This is a genomic window from Clostridium sp. AN503 (genome assembly GCF_040719375.1).
Classification (GTDB): domain Bacteria; phylum Bacillota; class Clostridia; order Lachnospirales; family Lachnospiraceae; genus Brotaphodocola.
In genome coordinates this window covers 497,882-516,451 of record NZ_JBFDTP010000002.1, presented here as the reverse complement: position 1 = coordinate 516,451, position 18,570 = coordinate 497,882, and the positions used below count along the sequence as shown (strand labels likewise).

The 18,570-nt window shown below is 51.5% G+C and carries 14 protein-coding genes; all 14 read right to left on the bottom strand.

From position 1 onward, the window contains the following. Positions 1-86: 86 nt before the first annotated feature. Positions 87-1,529 (bottom strand): amidohydrolase, encoded by a 1,443-nt coding sequence (locus tag AB1I67_RS09645; RefSeq protein WP_367029656.1) that lies wholly within the window; start codon positions 1,527-1,529, stop codon positions 87-89. A 213-nt stretch (positions 1,530-1,742) separates the two neighbouring features. After that, on the bottom strand, positions 1,743-2,501 hold the full coding sequence (locus AB1I67_RS09640; protein WP_367032595.1) for an amino acid ABC transporter ATP-binding protein: 759 nt from the start codon (positions 2,499-2,501) through the stop codon (positions 1,743-1,745). Position 2,502: 1 nt separating this feature from the next. Beyond that, complete coding sequence (locus tag AB1I67_RS09635; protein ID WP_367029655.1) at positions 2,503-3,288, bottom strand: amino acid ABC transporter permease; 786 nt, start codon at positions 3,286-3,288, stop codon at positions 2,503-2,505. 37 nt (positions 3,289-3,325) lie between these two features. Then, positions 3,326-4,270 carry a transporter substrate-binding domain-containing protein gene (locus AB1I67_RS09630; protein ID WP_367029654.1) on the bottom strand — a complete coding sequence of 315 codons (945 nt, stop codon included), beginning with the start codon at positions 4,268-4,270 and terminating at the stop codon, positions 3,326-3,328. Between the two features lie 388 nt (positions 4,271-4,658). Further along, the gene (locus AB1I67_RS09625) at positions 4,659-5,330 is read right to left on the bottom strand and encodes a phosphatase PAP2 family protein (protein ID WP_367029653.1); all 672 of its coding nucleotides are present in this window, start codon (positions 5,328-5,330) and stop codon (positions 4,659-4,661) included. A gap of 109 nt (positions 5,331-5,439) precedes the next feature. Further along, the gene (locus AB1I67_RS09620) at positions 5,440-6,045 is read right to left on the bottom strand and encodes a helix-turn-helix transcriptional regulator (protein ID WP_367029652.1); all 606 of its coding nucleotides are present in this window, start codon (positions 6,043-6,045) and stop codon (positions 5,440-5,442) included. 1,035 nt (positions 6,046-7,080) lie between these two features. Next, on the bottom strand, positions 7,081-7,734 hold the full coding sequence (locus AB1I67_RS09615) for an HAD family hydrolase (protein ID WP_367029651.1): 654 nt from the start codon (positions 7,732-7,734) through the stop codon (positions 7,081-7,083). A gap of 9 nt (positions 7,735-7,743) precedes the next feature. Beyond that, the gene (locus AB1I67_RS09610) at positions 7,744-9,828 is read right to left on the bottom strand and encodes a fructose-specific PTS transporter subunit EIIC (protein WP_367029650.1); all 2,085 of its coding nucleotides are present in this window, start codon (positions 9,826-9,828) and stop codon (positions 7,744-7,746) included. 12 nt (positions 9,829-9,840) lie between these two features. After that, a complete protein-coding gene (gene pfkB, locus AB1I67_RS09605) occupies positions 9,841-10,743 on the bottom strand; it encodes a 1-phosphofructokinase (RefSeq protein WP_367029649.1) in 903 nt (300 codons plus the stop codon). A gap of 352 nt (positions 10,744-11,095) precedes the next feature. Further along, positions 11,096-12,253 (bottom strand): iron-containing alcohol dehydrogenase, encoded by a 1,158-nt coding sequence (locus tag AB1I67_RS09600; protein ID WP_367029648.1) that lies wholly within the window; start codon positions 12,251-12,253, stop codon positions 11,096-11,098. A gap of 26 nt (positions 12,254-12,279) precedes the next feature. Next, positions 12,280-14,805 carry a pyruvate formate lyase family protein gene (locus tag AB1I67_RS09595; RefSeq protein ID WP_367029647.1) on the bottom strand — a complete coding sequence of 842 codons (2,526 nt, stop codon included), beginning with the start codon at positions 14,803-14,805 and terminating at the stop codon, positions 12,280-12,282. Between the two features lie 36 nt (positions 14,806-14,841). Next, the gene (locus AB1I67_RS09590) at positions 14,842-15,813 is read right to left on the bottom strand and encodes a glycyl-radical enzyme activating protein (RefSeq protein ID WP_367029646.1); all 972 of its coding nucleotides are present in this window, start codon (positions 15,811-15,813) and stop codon (positions 14,842-14,844) included. A 261-nt stretch (positions 15,814-16,074) separates the two neighbouring features. Next, positions 16,075-18,024, bottom strand: a complete 1,950-nt coding sequence (locus tag AB1I67_RS09585) for a sigma 54-interacting transcriptional regulator (protein WP_367029645.1) — start codon at positions 18,022-18,024, stop codon at positions 16,075-16,077. 48 nt (positions 18,025-18,072) lie between these two features. Then, positions 18,073-18,537, bottom strand: a complete 465-nt coding sequence (locus tag AB1I67_RS09580; protein WP_367029644.1) for a MerR family transcriptional regulator — start codon at positions 18,535-18,537, stop codon at positions 18,073-18,075. Between the last annotated feature and the right edge of the window lie 33 nt (positions 18,538-18,570).

The following is an 18,570-nucleotide window of genomic DNA, read 5'->3' as shown; positions in this document are numbered from 1 at the left end:
CGAAGGTTTTTAAACCCTCGCCCTCCTAAAATCTTTCTAAATTTTATAAATTCCTTAAATTCCCGAATATTCTGAATTCAAGAAAATCAATCCGGGACCACCGGCACCGCATCCGCCGGGATCGGGCAGACATACCCTGCCGCCGTCCGTTTATCAAACTCCGCACGCGCCTTTAAAAGCAGCTCCGGCTGGTCGATCAGGTCGATCGCCGCCGCCGCCAGCACCTTACCTGCATGGACAGCCGCCTTGTGACCGATGTCCGTGCGGTCGCAGGAAACATTCTGCCAGCTGTGTCCCGGACAGCCGTTGGGCCATGCCGCCACATGGATCTGCGCTGTCGGCGTCTGCCAGCTCACATCGCCCACATCCGTGGAACCAGCCGTAAATGCCTCTCCCTGATACAGCGGAGCCAGAAACGCATTCATCGCATGTCCATTTTCCTCACGCATCCGGATGACTTCATCCCGCAGCTTATCATCGTTGGCAGCCGCAACCCCCGGGACCTTGTCGCTGCCCGCATAGGTTGCCGCCAGCTGATCCGCGTATGTATGCTCCGCCTCCGTGTAGGACGGGACGCCCAGCTCTTTATAATTGTCATACAGGATCTGCTCCAGGGCAAAGTTGCTGACCGTATCCGACAGGCCGTCGATAAACTGCCGCTCAAAAGTGGTGTCGGTCATCAGCGCCGCGCCCTCCGCGATCCGGTCTACCCGTGCCTGAAGCTCCACCGCCTCCGCCACATGGTTGGAACGGACCATATAGAGCACGCTGGCCCTTGGCTGCACCACGTTTGCGCTGCGCCCGCCCGCATCGGTGATAGCATAGTGGACCCTGGCCTTATCGCTCATATGCTCCCGCAGGAACTGCACGCCGATATTCATCAGCTCCACCGCATCCAGCGCGCTGCGCCCCTTCTCCGGCGCCCCCGCCGCATGGGAGGCAATCCCGGAAAACTTATACTGCACCTGGATACAAGAATTTGTGGAACCGGTGGCCACCTCATTTACATCCTCCGGATGCCAGGTCAGTGCGGCATCCAGACCCTTCCATAAGCCTTCTCTTGCCATAAATGCCTTGGCTGCTCCGCCTTCCTCTCCCGGACATCCGTACAGCACCACGGTCCCCTGCCGCCCGGTCTCCTCCAGATACGCCTTGATACCAAGCGCCGCCGCAAATGCGCCTGCTCCCAGCAGATTGTGACCGCAGCCATGACCGCAGCCGCCCGCAACACGCTCCTTCTGTTCCAGGAGGCCGCCCTCCTGAGACAGCCCTGACAGCGCGTCATACTCCGCCAGAATGCCGATCACCGGGCGTCCGCTTCCGAAGCTTCCCGAAAATGCGGTGTCAATATTGCAGATCCCGCGCTCCACCGTAAATCCCTCTTTTTCCAGAACCTCACAATACAGTGCCGCAGATTTCTCTTCCTGAAGGGAAAGCTCCGCAAAGTCCCACACCTGGTCCGCCACATCATGGATCAATCCGGCCTTCGCGTTAATGGCCTCCACCGCACGCTGTTTTTCCTGTTTCATATCTTACCTTCCTCCTTTTCTGCTTCTTGCCGGTGAATGTCCGTCACCGGCATCGCTCCGCCCTCCAACCCATAACAAACCGGGCAGATATTACAATGCAGGACCGGAAAACAAGTTCCGCTCCTGCATATTTTATAATGTTGGGGGCAAAAAGTCTTTTGTCCCCTTTGATATCGGCTGAAATCATCTTCAGGCTTCGTCATTTGCGCCAGCTTACAGAACCTTTGCCAGGAAATCCTGCAGTCTCGGGTTCTTCGGATGGTCAAAGATATCCTCGGGAGTCCCTTCCTCCACAAGCATCCCATCCGCCATAAACAGCACCCGGTTGCCTACCTCGCGGGCAAAGCCCATCTCGTGGGTGACTACCACCATGGTCATGCCTTCTAAGGCAAGCTCCTTCATAACATCTAAAACCTCGCCGACCATCTCCGGATCCAGAGCGGACGTCGGCTCGTCAAACAGCATCACCTCCGGCTCCATGGCAAGCGCGCGCACGATCGCAACACGCTGCTTCTGTCCGCCGGAAAGCTGGATCGGATATGCGCCCGCGCGGTCCTTAAGACCCACACGGTCCAAAAGCTCCAGGGCTTTTTTCTCCGCCGCGGCCCGGTCCATGCCCTTTACCTTGATCGGCGCAAGAGTCATATTATCCAGGATCGTCATATGGGGGAACAGGTTAAAGTGCTGGAACACCATGCCCATCTTCTGGCGCAGGCTGTCGATATCCACCTTCACAACGCGCCCGTTTTCATCGGTGTATTTCATTTTCGTGATGTCCACACCGTTGAAAATAATAGCGCCTCCCGTAGGCTCCTCCAACAGGTTTAAGCTGCGCAGGAACGTGGACTTGCCGGAACCGGACGGCCCGATGACCGCCATCACATCCCCTTTGTTGATATCCACGGTCACACCGTCCAAAGCCTTGATGGTACCTGACTTATAATGCTTTTTAAGATCCCTTACCTGGATCATGCTATCGTTTGTCGCCACGGCTCATCCTCCTCTCAAAATATGCGATGATCTTGGAAGTCGGGAAGCACAGGCAGAAATAGATCGCCGTTGCCACCAGCAAAGGTTCAATGATAACGAAAGTTGCACCCTTGACCGCATTCACCGCAGACATGATGTCCTGCACACCAATGGTGTAGGTGATAGCGGATTCCTTGATAATGACCACAAATTCATTGGCAATGGCCGGCAGGATGTTCTTCAGCGCCTGCGGCAGAATGATATAGCGCAGGTTCTGCCACTGGGAAAGTCCCAGGGAGCGCGCCGCCTCCGTCTGCCCGCCGTCGATGGACTGGATACCGGAGCGGATGATCTCACAGAGATACGCGCCGGAGTTCATACCCAGGGCCACCACGCCAGGGAAGAAGCGGTTGAACTTGATAAAGCCGAACATCTGAAAATTCGGAAGCTGTACGATGCTGAACACGCCGTAATATATGATGAATACCTGCACGATCACAGGCGTGGACCGCAGGATCTCCACATATGCCGTTGCCAGAAACGACAGCGGGTTAAAACGGCTGACCAGCGCCAGGAATCCTTTTTCCCTCAGGTGTCCGTCCTTGTCGATGCCAAGGGCGCGGAACGGGCGGACGTTAGACATCCGCATCAGCGCCAGCGCCAGCGCCAGACAGAATCCGATCAGGACCGTGAACAGCGCAAGCAGCACCGTAACGATCATGCCCTGCTGGAACAGCTTGGCGTAGGGCGCGATCTTGGAAAAATTGTCCATTTGAATGAATTGACTCATAGGGTGCTCCTTTCGTAGGGAAACTCAGCGCAGGGTCTTACTGCTGCACATTTCCCTGCTCATCTAACAGACCTTCATACTTCTCACCGGATGCCTGCTCATTGGCGTCGGCAATGAATTTCTCCAGGCTGCCGTCTGCCTTTGCAGCAGCGATCGCCTCATTGACGCCTGCCAGCAGTCCTGCATTGTCCTTGCATACGCCGATGGAGGAACCTTCCTGCTCATACGGTACGTCCATGATGATCTCCAGCTCCGGGTAATTCTTCTGGTAGCTCTTGGCCACATCGGTCTCGATGTAAGCTACTTCCATCTTGCCAGCCAGCAGTTCAGAGATGATATCGGTCACCTTCGGCAGGGAAATGATATCTGCATCCGGGCTGTTGGTGTTTGCCAGGTCAAGCTGGATAGAACCGGTCTGAGCGCCCACGGAAACTTCCGGTTTGTTGGTATCGTCAAAAGATTTATATTTGTCTGCGTTTGCCTTTACAGTCACCAGAGACTGTCCGCCCATGTAATAGATGTCGGAGAAGTCCATGATCCCCTCACGCTTCGGGTCCGGGGAAAGGCCTGCCATGCCCAGATCCACAGACTTGGTCTGCAGCTCGGTCAGAACGCCGTCGAAATCTACAGTAACAACCTCCAGCTCCAGATTCAGATAATCTGCGATATACTGGGCCAGAGCCATATCAAAACCTGCCAGCTGCGGAGTCCCGTCCTCGCCGATCGCGTAGAACTCATAGGGAGCAAAGTCCGGGCTGGTGGCTACAGTCAGCTTGCCTGCTTCCACTGTGGTGATCTCAGCCGCTGCCTCAGCCGCTTCTGTGCTCTCTGCTTCGCTTCCTGCCTCAGCGCCTGCTGCGGTAGTTGCCTCGGTTGCTTTCTCAGTTGCAGCGGTGGTCTCCGCCGGTTTGCTTCCGCCACAGGCTGCCAGGGAAGCTACCATACATGCTGACAGGGTCAGTGCTAAAAATTTCTTCTTCATAATTGAATCCTCCTCATACTGCATTTATTCATTAAAAATGAATATTATGCATAAATATAAAAAACTCTGTTGACAAATATACATTATAAACGTTTTTCGGAATTAATCAAGTGGAAAGTTTAGAAAAAAGCAGGAAATGCATAAAAAAACATTGGGGGCAGGCAAAAAGTAACTGGCGAGGGGGATGAGTATAAAACCCTTATCCCCCTGTTCTGTGTCTGCAAAACCTTGCAGATAGCAACTTAATCAACTTCTACTGCGTAACGTTTTTCTATGATATATAGAGGGCGGCAGCAGTCCTTGCTGTCGCCCCTTGATTGCCTACCAGTAAGGACAGGTGGGGCTGTCAACTGCGAGCGCAGCCCGTTCATTTTGACCGTTGACCTGCTCAGCTGGCTTTACTATTTACTAACTGATTTGTGGAATAGTACAACATAACAAGTGTTGCACTAAGCAATATTCCACCTACAATATCAGTAAACCAATGCACACCAGATAAAACCCGCCCAATGACCATAAAACTTGCATAGATACCGCAAAAAGCATTTACTATATTCCTTAATTTTTTGCTTGAAATCAAGTAATGAAATTGCATAATAGCCGTAGGCATAATGCACATCATAAGCATTGTTGTAGAGGACGGATAAGAGGATTCCAAAACACCTTCAATCAAAACAGGCCTGTAATTTACAACAAAAAACTCAAAAAAGAGATATGCCAAAAATACAAGCACATAAAAACCGCCTAATACCAAAATACTGCTATCTACACGAAACAGACTTTTTCTTTTTATAAGTTGCACAAGACCTAACATTGCAAATCCGAACATGATAAACAGTACAGCAATGCTCAACCAGTCCGTTATACTATATAGCAGCATATTCACACCAAACAGCGTATGAAAATATTGATTGACTTCCGCAAAACCGACAGATGAACCCTGTGGGCCGATTGGTTGCACATCAACAAACATAATCGCCACTGTGTAGAGAATGAACAAAACCAACAGTCCGGCAGCTACAATAAAATTGTTCTGAATTTTTTTCTTTTCTTCTTTCATTTCTTTGCTCCTTTGTTATTAATGTATTTGGCTCTTGCCTAATCACACTTTAACTTTGGAGTGAAAAAAACGTAATAATTTGATCGTCACATCATTGGTACGGTTGGTGTCATGGGCGTTTTAGCAGCAAAGCTCCCTTGATAATCAACAAAACAAATGTAAAAAAGGCTACATAAGGTTGAAGGCTTGCAATAAAGATAACAACGCTAATGGTAGTCAATATCATAGATAAGACAGTCTTTGTTTTTATCCAAATAATGCTGGAATAATTTTGCAAAGCTAATGTAGCAATGCCACAAGCAACTGTTAATAAAATGATTGCAAAATATGTGGCTTTTATGAACAATGATGTTTCCTGTAACGATAGCAAAGATACTTGACGAATTATCTCGCCCCCTTGCTGTCCATAAAGAGGGATAAAAAACAACATTCCAACAGAGCAATCAATCAAGCCAAATACTAAATCACGCATATGCTGTGTTTTTTCGTGACTATCTTTTTCTGCAATACAAATCAGTTCTCTATTGGATAACAGTTCATCTATTGTTACCCCGAAAAATTCTGCAATTGCTTTTAAGGAGTCAATACTTGGATAACCACGCCCTGATTCCCATTTTGAAATGGCTGTTCGTGAAACAAACAGTATTTCAGAAAGTTCTTCTTGTGTTAATTTTTTTTGTTTCCTAAGTTCTTGCAGCTTTTCATGAATTTCCATAAGCGTTTACCACCTTGATGTTTTTGTTTTTATTTTACCATATGGATACAACTTTTTATAGCTGGTCTCTCAAATTAGGGACTAGGGGTTGCTGTCTATAAAATTCTTGTGTGTTACTTTACCGCACATGAGCATTGCTTTATGGCTTCTATCGCACCACATTCCCCTCTGCTTTTCCTCTTCTCTTGATAAGTCTCACAGTGGATAACCATTTGCGAAAACACAAGCAGGGTTTGGGATACTTCCCAGCAAAAAGAATTTAGGAAAAGGGTACCCTCTTCCTATGCTTGCTAATCTAAAAATCATTCTGAAAAATGGGAACGGAATGGAAAGGAAGAGATTTTCAAACAATATCCTACACAGGTTCTAGGTGCCCAAATGGTGCCCGGTCTTACAAAACCACCTGGTACGGAGATACAGCAAGATACATGACGATATGCGGAAAACCTTGATTTTATGCCATTTTCTCATGGTGCCTTAAACACTTATGAGGGCTTATAAGAAGATTTCCGTCTTTCAAATCAATAAAAAGGCTGGGAACGTGACGAAGCCCTTTCTTTGTGTGAAGAGCTGGAAAAAGGCTTCAGAAGTATACAACGTGGCGAGGTTTATACCATCGAAGAAGCATGGAAGGAGATTGACAATATATAATATTTATGAACAATCCAAAAAAATACATGGTTCTCATATCTAAAAATGCCCTTCTGGACATTAATGAAAACCATCACTACATTCTGACTACTTTTAAGTATCATGTCTATGTAGACAATTTTTCAAACAAAATCAAAAAAGCGTTAAAGTCACTGGAGTATTTTCCTACTGCCTACGAAAAGACCGGTTATACCATAAATAATCTGGATATCTGCATCAAACCATATCAAAGTTATTTAATCTTTTCGTACATCTATCATGCAGCGCAAAACAACGCTTTTTTCCTTCTATTCTCTATGACTGACCCAAAAAGCAGAGCCGGACAAACATTCTTTAAATGTCTGTCCGACTCCCCTCTTTTTTCTTGAAATACATAAAATCAATTTAGATTATCTTTTCAAATACTTCCCTCGCCTCATCGATCACATACTGCGGATGATAGCTCTCCAGTTCCTCCCGGTCCCGGAAGCCCCAGGTCACGCCGACCGTGGTCACGCCTGCGCCAAGACCGGTCTTCATGTCGGTGTTGGTGTCTCCGAAGTACAGGCATTCCTCCGGCTTGGCTCCAAACTCCTCAAGGATCTGATGCACGCCCGCCGGGTCCGGTTTTCTCGGGATATCCGGCCGCTCCCCGGCCACAAAATCAAAATAACCTTTGCCAAAAACTGTATCAATATTCTCTACCGTCTGCTTATGAGGCTTGTTGGACAATACTGCAATTTTGATCCCGCGATCCTTTAACCCTTTTAAAAGCTCCGGAATCCCGTCATAGGGCCTTACGTTGTGCATGGAATGCTTTGCGAACTGCTCCATGTACACGCCCTGGCTCTCCTCGAAATGTACCAGATCCTCGTCGCCGCTGAACTTCAGCGCCCGTTCCAGGAGCATCTTGTAACCGTCTCCCACAAACTTTTTCATATGGGCCTCGTCCACCGGGCCGTAGCCGAAATGTTCCATGACCAGGTTCACAGTGTAGTTCAGGGCCTCCAGCGTATTTAAAAGGGTCCCGTCCAGATCAAATATGCAGCATCGTATCATAATAATCTCCTATTCTTCCACGTTTTTCTTAAGTGCTGCTAATATTATACAACCAACTGCCGAACCAATCAAGACAGCAGCCAGATATCCAAGCGGATTTCCAATCGTCGGCAGCACGAAGATACCGCCGTGAGGCGCCCGCAGGGTGCAGCCCAGGAACATGGACAGGCCGCCCGCCAGAGCGGAACCGACAACGCAGGAAGGGATCACACGCAGCGGGTCCTGAGCTGCAAAGGGGATTGCTCCTTCGGAGATAAAGGAAAATCCCATGATATAGTTTACAAGGCCGGACTGGCGCTCTTTCTCCGTGAATTTCTTTTTAAAGAAGGTGGAGCACAGCGCGATCGCCAGCGGCGGGACCATGCCGCCCGCCATAACGGCAGCCATCACCTCGAAGTTGCCCTCTGCAAGCTGCGCCGTACCAAACACATAAGCCGCCTTGTTCACCGGGCCGCCCATATCCACGGACATCATTCCTGCCACTACCATGCCAAGCACTACGCGGCTGGTGCCGCCCATGCTGTTTAACAGACCGGTCAGACCGTCGTTGATCATACCCATATAAGGATTGATAAAGGTCGTTACCACAGCTGTCAGGAAGATACCGATCACCGGATATAGAAGCACCGGCTTGATGCCTTCCAAGGATTTGGGCAGCTTGCTGAACAACCGCTTCAAGCCCAGGATAATATAACCGCCTACAAAGCCTGCAAACAGAGCCCCCAGGAATCCGGCGTTCACATCGCCGCCCGCCGGGTTTGCAAAGGTCGCGCCCATCTTCGCGATCAGGCCGCCTACGAAACCAGCCGCCAGACCGGGACGGTCCGCAATGCTCATGGCAATATATCCGGCCAATACCGGGAGCATCATTCCGAACGCCTGCTCACCGATGGTCTTTAAATACGCTGCCAGCGGCGTGTTCTTACCAAAGTTGGACGGATCGATCTCATAATTATCAAATAAAAATGCCAGCGCGATCAGGATACCGCCGCCGATCACAAACGGCAGCATATGGGAAACACCGTTCATCAGATGTTTGTAAATGGTCCTTCCAATCCCATCGGAAGCGCCCGCACCGCTGCCACCTGCGGCACCGCTCCTTGAGCTGCTTCCCGCCCCATCGCCGGAACCTGCATGATGATAGACCGGGACTTCACCGCTCACAGCGCGTTTGATCAGATCCTCCGCGTGGTGGATCCCCTCGGAGACCGGAACCTGGATGACCGGCTTGCCGTTAAACCGGGCCATCTCCACATTCTTATCCGCCGCAATGATAATGCACTCCGCAGCTTCGATCTCCGCTGCCGTCAATACATTGTCCGCTCCGGCGGAACCGTTGGTCTCTGCCTTTAAAGGAACGTTCAGCTTCTTCCCTGTATTCTCCAGATTCTCCGCGGCCATGAAGGTATGTGCAATCCCTGTGGGACAGGCTGTCACTGCCAGCACCCGGTAACCCGATGCACCGCCTGCTGCTGTTGCTGCGCTGCCGCCTGCTCCTGCCGCACTGCCGCCTGCACCTGCCGCACTGCCGCCTGCGCTCGCTGTAGTGCTGCCTGCTCCCGCCGCGCTGCTGCCTGCGCCTGCTGCATCTGCTGCATTGCTGCCCGCGCCATCCGCAGCTTCCTTCTTCTCGTAACGTGCCCGCTCCGCGTCGTCGATGATCTTCATAAATTCCTCTTTTGACTTCGCAGCGACCAGCGCATCCTTAAATCCCGGATTCATCAGCAGGGTGGACAGCTTTGCAAGGGCCTCCAAATGGGTGTCCGCCTCCCCGTCCGGCGCAGCGATCATGAAGATCAAGTTTGCCGCAGAACCGTCAAAAGCCTCATAATCCACGCCGTCCGGCACGGTGATGGCCGCAAGCCCCGGCTCCTTCACAGCCGCTACCTTTGCATGGGGTATGGCGATGCCGTCCCCGACCGCCGTACTGCCAAGGCTCTCCCTTGCCAGGATTCCCTCCTTATAGCCTGCCCGGTCATTCAGCCTGCCGCCCTTTTCCATCAGGGACACCAGACGGTCTATGGCGGCTTCCTTATCCGCCGCCTTCACGCCAAGCTCAATACTTTCCTTTTTCAAAAGCTCTGTTATCTTCATCTCAGCCCTCCATCAGATTTTTTCATACAATGCCGTGATCGCTTCGCCCGATGCCAGCCCGTCGGAAAAAGCGCTGGCGCTTCCTGCCGCTGTTCCCAGCTTCAGGGCTTCCTCATAGTCCCCGGACTTTAAATATCCTGCGACAAATCCCGCAACCATGGAATCACCGGCTCCCACAGAATTCTTCACAACGCCCTTCGGCGGTTTTCTCTTATAGATCTCACCGTTTTCAGCGATCAGGATCGCCCCGTCTCCCGCCATGGAGATCAGTACGTTGACCGCTCCCCGCTCCTGGAGGACCTTCGCATAATGCACGATCTCCTCCTCCGTCTTTAACACGGTACCAAACATTTCCCCCAACTCATGGTTGTTGGGCTTGATCAGAAACGGATGGTACTGGAGCACATTTAAAAGCAGCTCCTTTGTGGCGTCCACCACGATGCGGATCCCTCTGCCGTCCAGCCGTTCCATGATCTCCTCATAAATGGTATCGCTTATAGAGGAGGGGATACTTCCCGACAGCACCAGCACATCCCCCTGCTCCAGCCGGTCCAGCTTTCCAAACAGCTCCTGTACATCCTCCGCCAGGATCTCCGGCCCGATGCCGTTGATCTCCGTCTCATCCTCCGCCTTCAGCTTCACATTGATCCGGGACATGCCCTTTTTCACGTGAATGAAATCACTGTCGAATCCCAGGGTCTTTGCCCCCCGCTCAATCTCTTCCCCGGTGAATCCTGCCACAAACCCGAGCGCCGTGTTTGCAAATCCAAGATTCGCGAGAACTGCCGATACGTTGATGCCTTTGCCCCCATAGAAGATATGTTCCTGCACCGTCCGGTTCACCGCTCCCAGAGTGAATTGATCTACTCTCACTACATAATCCAACGCCGGATTAAATGTTACTGTGTAAATCATACTTCATCTCTCCTTGTTGTTGTGAAATTTAATTTCATGTTATGGCTATATCATAATATGATTCCATCATTTCGTCAATATCATTTTCCATAAAATTCCGTTTCATGCTCATTTTCAGCATATCATCTAAGAAAGCGCACCTGTTTTTGGTCAAAATGTCAGCTTCCTTCTGCTCCTAGCATTCCCAATTGTCCCCAAATTATGATTTTCCGGATTCAAATATAAGCATCCGTCCTGGTGATCCTGTATGGCAGCACAAAAAAACAGGCAGGTGCGTAAAAGCATCTGCCTGTCATAAGTCTATGCATAAGTCTATGGATCATGGCCCCGCCAAACAGGATCGGGCCGCCGGTCAGCCCTCCTGCATAAAAAGAGTCTGATAGTAAGCCCGGCAGTCTTCCGGGGTGACTAAAACGCCGGAGAGCAGGATCAGCGGTTTTTCTTCCAGCGTCATCCGAGTGATATCCTCGAGATCTTCAGGGTTGATTCCCAACTTCTTCAAACTGGGAATACCGATGGAGGATGAGAATCCCATAATCCAGCCTGCCAGTTTGTCTGCCTGTTCCTGCGGGGAACTGCCTCCGCCTTCCAGCCCCACTGCCCTGCTGATATCAGCGATCTGCCCACAGGCGATCTCCTTACAGTTTTGGACCGCAAAGGGAAGGGCCAGCGCACAGGCCGTTCCATGAGGAATATGCCATTTTGCCCCCATAGCATGGGCAAACGCATGGCCCACATGGGCGCAGGTATTGCCAAAGGCCATGCCCGCCATAGTAGAGGCGGTCATCATCTGGGCCCGTGCATATTCATCCTCTCCGTTCTTTACGCAGTCCGGCAGATATCTGGCGATCAGACGGATCGCCGCGAGCGCGATCCCATCGGTCATGGGATTGTGGCGGATGCTGGTCATGCTCTCCACCGCATGAGATAAGGCGTCCATTCCGGTTGCCGCCGTAATATGCCCCGGCAGGCCAAGCGTAAGCAATGGATCCAGAATGGCGTAAAGCGGCACGAGCTTAGAATCGACCAGGGTGACTTTGCGTCCCAGCTCCGGGTCGCTCACCACCGCAGCGGGAGTCACTTCGCTCCCGGTCCCTGATGTGGTCGGAATGGCAAAATGCGGCAGGGGCGGATTAACAATGGAATCCCTGACATAATAATCCGAGACCGGACCGGGATTGGCCGCCAGGGCCGCCGCCAGCTTTGCGGTGTCCAGCGTGCTTCCTCCTCCGATGGACACGATCCCATCTGCGCCGGAACCGCGCGCCGCCTGAACTGCCTTTTCAACGACCGCCACAGGCGGATCCGGCATCACTTCATCAAATTCCCAGACCTCGATTCCTTTTTCCTTTATTGCCTCAATAACCGGCGCCACAATACCGGCTGACTTGACCCCTTTATCATAGATGCAGAGGATACGGCTGCATCCTGCCGCCTGCAGCAGGCCGGCTATATTCCGGGAAGCGCCCGGTGCGCAGACGATCTTCGGTGCGGTAAATTGAAATTGCATAAGTTTTCTTCCTTTCATTTAAATAGTTATTCAAAAGACTGTTCCGTCCTGGCAATCAGGTCATTCTGCAGGTTGACGCCCAGATCCACAAAGTAGGCGCTGTACCCGGATACCCGGACCAGAAGGTCCGCGTAATCCTGCGGGTTTTTCTGAGCCTCTATCATCGTCTCCCGGTCAATGGTCATGACCTGGACATGCATGGTATTGCCTGCCATATAAGAATCAATGAAATCAATAAAATTCTGCCGCCCGGTTTCCCCGGACATGGTCTCTGTCCCAAACTTGATGTTCAGCAATGTGCCGTTGGTAGCTCTGGCATGGTCAAACTTGGCGACCGAATTGGTCAGGGCGGTGGGGCCAAGCCTGTCATGAGAACCGGAAACCGTATGTACCGGCCCGATATTGTCGGAAACCGGCTCGGTCGCCTTCCGTCCGTCAGGAGTTGCTCCGGTCATCATCCCAAACGGAATGTTCAGGGTTACCGAGTAAACGCCGGGCGTATAGGTGCCGCCGTGGGCGGTGATCCGGTCCTCCACTTCCTCACAATAGGAGTTGAACACAAACTGAGCCATTTCATCTGCATAATCGTCATCATTGCCGTAGTGATGGACTTTTTCACTGTTGACAAGCGTATAGAGAACCTCATGCCCTTCCCAGTTGGCTTTGAGCGCGTCAAGGAATTCCTCGCCTGTCGCCTTGTTTTCCTCAAAGATCAACTGTTTCAGTACGCTCAAGCTGTCGCCGACCGTGCCGATCCCCACGCCCTGAGGGCCGGAACCGTTGTACCGCGCTCCGCCGCAGCTTACATCCTGGCCTTTTTGCGTGCAGTCATTGATAAAACAGGAAAGATAGGGAAGCGGCTTGACCTCCTGATGTGCCAGGTCGATGGTTTCAAGGTTCATCACCATCTGGTCAACCCAGTACTTCAACTGCCTGCGGAATGCCTGTTTCAGTTCATCAAAGGTCTTAAAATCAGCCAGGGTCCCCGTTGGAATTCCAAGCTGTTTTCCCGCGCCCCCACAGACCTTATATCTGGGGCAGCGCTCAGAGCAGTTTATACATCTGCCGTTATTGATCGCCAGTTCAAACACCTTTACCAGATTGAAATAGCTGGAATCATGCCAGCCGTATTCATATCCGGCAGAATCCGGCTCCACACACCCAACGATGGTGTAATCCCGCGCCTCCGCCAGCGATCTTCCTTTATTGCGCATGGTTTCGATGGCAACCCGGTCGTTAAAAAGCTTCGGGTGTCCGTTTCCGCTCCGGATCACTTCCGCTGCCTTGATCTTTAACTCCTCCGGCATCTTATCGTGCCAGCGGAGCATTGGCCAGGGCGCGTCAAGCCTGGTGTGGGCAATGCAGTCTAAAAACATGAACGTCAGATCGTTGGTGGCATCATTTCCAAACTGGTCCACGCCCCCAAGGACCAGGGCGGTGCCTCCCCAGGTGCGCTCGGAAGCCTTCATTTCCGGGATCCGGATGGTGTCGGTGATCTTTACCATCTTGCAGGATTTGATCCAGAATGCCTCCAGCAGCTCCTGCATAAATTCCTTCGTGAATCTTCCGCTGTCTAAATCCCGCTTGTAGAACGGGTGGAATACCTGATCAACCCGCCCGAAGGAAACGGAATGCCCGCTGGATTCGATCAGCACGATCTGATGGATGAAATGGAACAGCTGGAGGGCTTCCCACAGGTCGCGGGGAGGCTCCTCGGCAATATGCTCACAGTTGGCGCTCATCCGGAGCAGCTCCGATTTAAGCCGAGGATCAGCCTGTTGTTCCGCCAGTCCCTTTGCATACTGAGCATATCTTTGGCAGTACCGGGAGGCCGCCTCCAAAACGATCAGCTGCGCGTTATAAAACTCTCTCTTTTCCAGGCCCTCTCTCGTGGTCAGATCCAGTTTGTCAAGCTGTCTGCGGACGTTTTTCTTGATGCCTCCGAAGCCGCAGCAGAGCGCGTAGTTGAAGTCCGGCGTATGGTGCCCGATTCCCTGGCTCAGATACAGCGTTGTGAAGAAAACGCCCTTCCCCAGCTGGCTGCCCTTCAGCTCTTCGGCAGAAAGCCTTGCCTCTACTTTGTCTCTCACATTCCGGCCTTTCCAGAAGGATTCGCAGCTCAAGATATCCTCCTTGACCTGGTCGGAGTGATAGGCCTTGCAGTTCACCCGGTCCCCCAGATTGTGTTCACGCAGCTCATCACACAACCATTCCAGGGAGAATTCCGGATAGACCTGAGCCGTCCAGTTTCCGCCTCCGGTATCGCCGAGCAGAAGCTCATCCTCGCAGTACTGCAGGGAGAAGTTCAGCAGGCAGTGCTCCAACGCCCGGGCGTTTTTGATCAGCGCAGATGCGCCTTCATATTTTTTGAACATTTCTGTGTAATACAGGATTCTTTGGGAATCCAGCCTTGTCTTCTGGCTGAAATGCTCCTTGCGCAGCCGGTTGATTCTCGGATACGGAGATAATTCCTTTCTGTTCTCTGTGTAGCCAACGCCGTAATGCTCGTCGACGGCATCGCATCCGCAGGCTGTTGTTGTGTACTTTTGCATATGATGGTTCCTCCTTATATAATAATTTTTATAAATTTACTGCTTCGTCTTCGTAGTGCTTCCGGCTGCCGCCGGGATACCCCGCTCTGTAAAATGGGACACATAAGCTTTGATCCTTGCCTCAAACTCCGCACGGTCCGGCTGAACCCCGTCCATGGGATTGTCCATTCCCAGTGACGCCCGCTTCTCATCGCCCATCGGGCGGAACCGGAGGATCTGGACCTGAAGGGCGGTATTGTTCAGCTCATGCAGGATAAAATCCCCCATGGCATCCATGTCGCCTGTGCTGTCATTGAAACCGGGAATGACTGGTATGCGGAGAATATAAGGGACGCGGGAAACCGACAGCTTTTTTAAATTCCCAAGTATCCTTTCATTGCCCACACCGGTATGTTCCCTGTGAACGCGGCTGTCCACATGTTTTAAATCCGTCAGGATCAGATCTGTAAAAGGCAGTATTTCGTCAACCGTCCCGGGATCCACATATAAGGCGGTCTCCAGACAGGTATGGATACCTTCCTCCCGGCATCTTCCCAGTACATTTTTACAGAACTCTTTTTGCAGCAAAGGCTCGCCTCCGGACAAGGTCACCCCGCCCCCGGATCGCTCGTAATAGATCCGGTCGCCCAGGATGATCTTCATGCAGTCATCTACAGTCATGACATCCCCCCAGAGCTTCATGGCCCTGCCGGGACAGGCATCCTGGCATTTCAGGCAATTGGTGCAGACAGAGCGGTCGATCCGTATGACCCGGTCGTCCTCCACCACCAGCGCCCCCTGATCAGCCAAAGGACATGCCTGCAGGCACAGGCCGCATTTTGTGACGCCGATGCACTGGTTTTCATAGATTCCGACCTGAGGGAATTTTTCATAGCTTTCCGGATTGCTGCACCAGCGGCATCGCAGGGGACAGCCTTTCAGGAAAATTTCCGTGCGGATCCCCGGTCCGTCATGGATCGTGAACCGCTGGACGTTGATGACCAGTCCGGTATCGTCATTCAAAACCATATCAAACCTCCTATTCCTTTTGTGTTATCGCACACTAAAAATAAGAGCAAGTTCTGTGCCAAAATTTTCACAATAAAGGCAGGAGCTGTCTTTTTATAAAAAAGTACCAGATTATCCGGGAAGTGTTTGGTGAGAAGTAATAAAAATATTTGTAAGAAAACAAATGCGGCTGGAGAAAAAAATCCCCCCGGCCGCATTTGCAGAACGTTATAGAATCATTAACGATATATTTGTATCAGTATTTATCAAATATGAGAAAATCTATCTCAGGCTAATCCCGTATTTCTTCATACGGCGATAGACGGTTGCTTTGCTGATCCCTAAAAGTTCTCCCGCTTTCGCGACATCACCGCCGCTGCTTTTTAAGGCATCCGTCACCGCCTGTTTTTCAGCATCCGCCAGGATCCCGGTGAAATCCGGTGCAGAACGGACAGCCCGCTCCTCCCGCGCCGCGGGATTTATAAATACAGCGTCCTTAATATTGCCCGGCAGCTCATCATCCGTGATCACGGTCCCTTTGCATGCATAATATGCGCGTACCACCGTATTTTGAAGTTCCCTGACATTGCCGGGCCATTGGTAACGGGCGATACGGTCAAGAAACTGCAAAGACAGTTCCTTTCTCCTGGAATCCCCCTTTTCATTGATCTGGTCTAAAAATGTATGTGCCAGAAGCGGGATGTCGGCCCCGCGCTCCCGCAGGGGCGGGATGTCAAATTGGAGTACATTGATGCGGAAGAAAAGGTCGCTTCGGAAGTTGCCGTTTTGCACTTCCTGATAGAGATTGCGGTTGGTGGCCGCGATCACCCTTACATCCAGGTTCTTCTCCGTCCTTCCCCCGATCCGGATCACCTTGTGATTGTCCAGCACCCGCAGCAGAGTAGCCTGGATCTCCAACGGCAGCTCGCCCACCTCGTCCAAAAAAATAGTTCCGCCGTCTGCCAGTTCAAACTTTCCAGGGCTCCCCTCGCTGCGCGCCCCTGTAAACGCCCCTTTTTCATAACCGAACAATTCACTCTCCACAAGGCTCCGCGGCAGAGACGCACAGTTCACAGCGATAAAGGGGCCGTTTCTGCGGCTGCTCTCATTGTGCAGGGAATGGGCAAACAGTTCCTTTCCGGTACCGCTCTCTCCCTCGATCAAAACGCAGCAGTCCGTATCAGCAATATCCCGCATCATATCGATCTGCGCCAGCATCCTGTCATCCTGCGTGATAATATCTTCAAAATGATAGCTTGCCCGGTTGCCGCTCATCCGGCTGGTATAGCGGTTGACCCGCCTGCTCTCGCGGAAAATGATGACGGTTTCACGCAGGTGCAATTCAGAGAAGACCGGCGTTACCTGGACATTGCAGGTGAGCTGATGTCCATCAGGCAGGGAAAGCTCATATTCCGGATAAGAAAAAGGGGCTGAAAAATCTTCTTTTGGAAACAGCCTTCTAAAATCCAGGGAGCGGACAGCCTTCTGGGACATCTTTAAGACGGCGGCAGCCTGAAGGGTAACCTGCTGCACGCGGAAGCTCTCATCCAGCACCACGATACCTTCCGGAAGAATGTCGAATGTATCACTTGCCACATGGGACAAACGGGTATATGCAGCGGTTGATTCGATCAGCAGGGCTGCCATCTTGACCAGCCCCAGCGTGTGGATATTCCCGTTGGAGTAATGCCCGCACATGTTGATACAGCCGATCACAATTCCGTCGCAGCCGTGGATCGGGGCGGCGGTGCCGACCATTTCCTGCATCCGCTCATTGTAATGCTCATGCCCGATCAACTGGATCTCCGTATCGTGAAGCGTACTTAAGTAGGAACTGCAGGTGCCGATGGTCGCGTCGGACCATAGGGTGCCGACGTCGAACCCGCGCGCGGAAAACACCGGATTATCCCCGGCAAAAAGATAATCCAGGATCCATCCCTCCCGGTTGTGGAGCGTGATGACATACTGCGTCCCTTCGGTCAGGCTGACGAGTTTCTGCATAACCGGATGAGCCGCTTTGATAAAAGCATGGTTTTCTTTTAAAAGCCTGTCACGCTCCCCACCCGAAAGCTTTTGGACTGTGTAGGATTCTGAGACGTCATACTGCTGGCAGCGTTTCCAGGACTCAGCCACAAAAGACCTGACATGAGGATCAATATTTCCGGATTCTAAAAAAGTCCTGCGGTAATTTTTCATTTCCTGATATTTTTTGTCATCGACACAGGCTATCATAATGGAATGGTCCTTTCGTATGTTTTATTCTTATCATAAGCACCCCGCCTATGCGGTTTCATTTTTGCAGGCAATCCTCATCTCTTTCCTGACACCCTGAAATTGCTCCGGAAGCCCCTCGATCGGCAGCGAGCTGACCCGCGCCTCGGTCCCATCCTTTATGGCCTCCTCATAATACCAGCATTTAAATTCCAGGATCTTAAGCGTCGCCATCATCTCCTCCATCTGTCTCTGCACTGCTTCTCTACGGGATCGGAACAACTCCAGCCGTTCCCCAAGAGAATCGTCGCCGCGGCTTACCATATCCATATAAGCCCTGATCTCTTTAATCGACAGGCCAGATTTCTTCAGACATTCAATCACCTTCAGCCATTCATAATCCTTATCAGCAAACATGCGGATTCCTCCATTGGAACGCTCCACAAAAGGAAGGATGCCTTCCTGATCGTAATAACGGAGCGTAGAGGCCGGAAGCCCCATGACCTTTGCCATCTCGCCAACTGTATACAGCATAATAATCTCCTCCCAAAATAATTTCCAAAATTT

Bases quoted from the DNA above. Each gene is read 5' to 3' on its own strand.
- AB1I67_RS09645 (WP_367029656.1), bottom strand. From the start codon at position 1,529: ATGAAACAGGAAAAACAGCGTGCGGTGGAGGCCATTAACGCGAAGGCC.
- AB1I67_RS09640 (WP_367032595.1), bottom strand. From the start codon at position 2,501: ATGATCCAGGTAAGGGATCTTAAAAAGCATTATAAGTCAGGTACCATC.
- AB1I67_RS09635 (WP_367029655.1), bottom strand. From the start codon at position 3,288: ATGAGTCAATTCATTCAAATGGACAATTTTTCCAAGATCGCGCCCTAC.
- AB1I67_RS09630 (WP_367029654.1), bottom strand. From the start codon at position 4,270: ATGAAGAAGAAATTTTTAGCACTGACCCTGTCAGCATGTATGGTAGCT.
- AB1I67_RS09625 (WP_367029653.1), bottom strand. From the start codon at position 5,330: ATGAAAGAAGAAAAGAAAAAAATTCAGAACAATTTTATTGTAGCTGCC.
- AB1I67_RS09620 (WP_367029652.1), bottom strand. From the start codon at position 6,045: ATGGAAATTCATGAAAAGCTGCAAGAACTTAGGAAACAAAAAAAATTA.
- AB1I67_RS09615 (WP_367029651.1), bottom strand. From the start codon at position 7,734: ATGATACGATGCTGCATATTTGATCTGGACGGGACCCTTTTAAATACG.
- AB1I67_RS09610 (WP_367029650.1), bottom strand. From the start codon at position 9,828: ATGAAGATAACAGAGCTTTTGAAAAAGGAAAGTATTGAGCTTGGCGTG.
- pfkB (WP_367029649.1), bottom strand. From the start codon at position 10,743: ATGATTTACACAGTAACATTTAATCCGGCGTTGGATTATGTAGTGAGA.
- AB1I67_RS09600 (WP_367029648.1), bottom strand. From the start codon at position 12,253: ATGCAATTTCAATTTACCGCACCGAAGATCGTCTGCGCACCGGGCGCT.
- AB1I67_RS09595 (WP_367029647.1), bottom strand. From the start codon at position 14,805: ATGCAAAAGTACACAACAACAGCCTGCGGATGCGATGCCGTCGACGAG.
- AB1I67_RS09590 (WP_367029646.1), bottom strand. From the start codon at position 15,813: ATGGTTTTGAATGACGATACCGGACTGGTCATCAACGTCCAGCGGTTC.
- AB1I67_RS09585 (WP_367029645.1), bottom strand. From the start codon at position 18,024: ATGATAGCCTGTGTCGATGACAAAAAATATCAGGAAATGAAAAATTAC.
- AB1I67_RS09580 (WP_367029644.1), bottom strand. From the start codon at position 18,537: ATGCTGTATACAGTTGGCGAGATGGCAAAGGTCATGGGGCTTCCGGCC.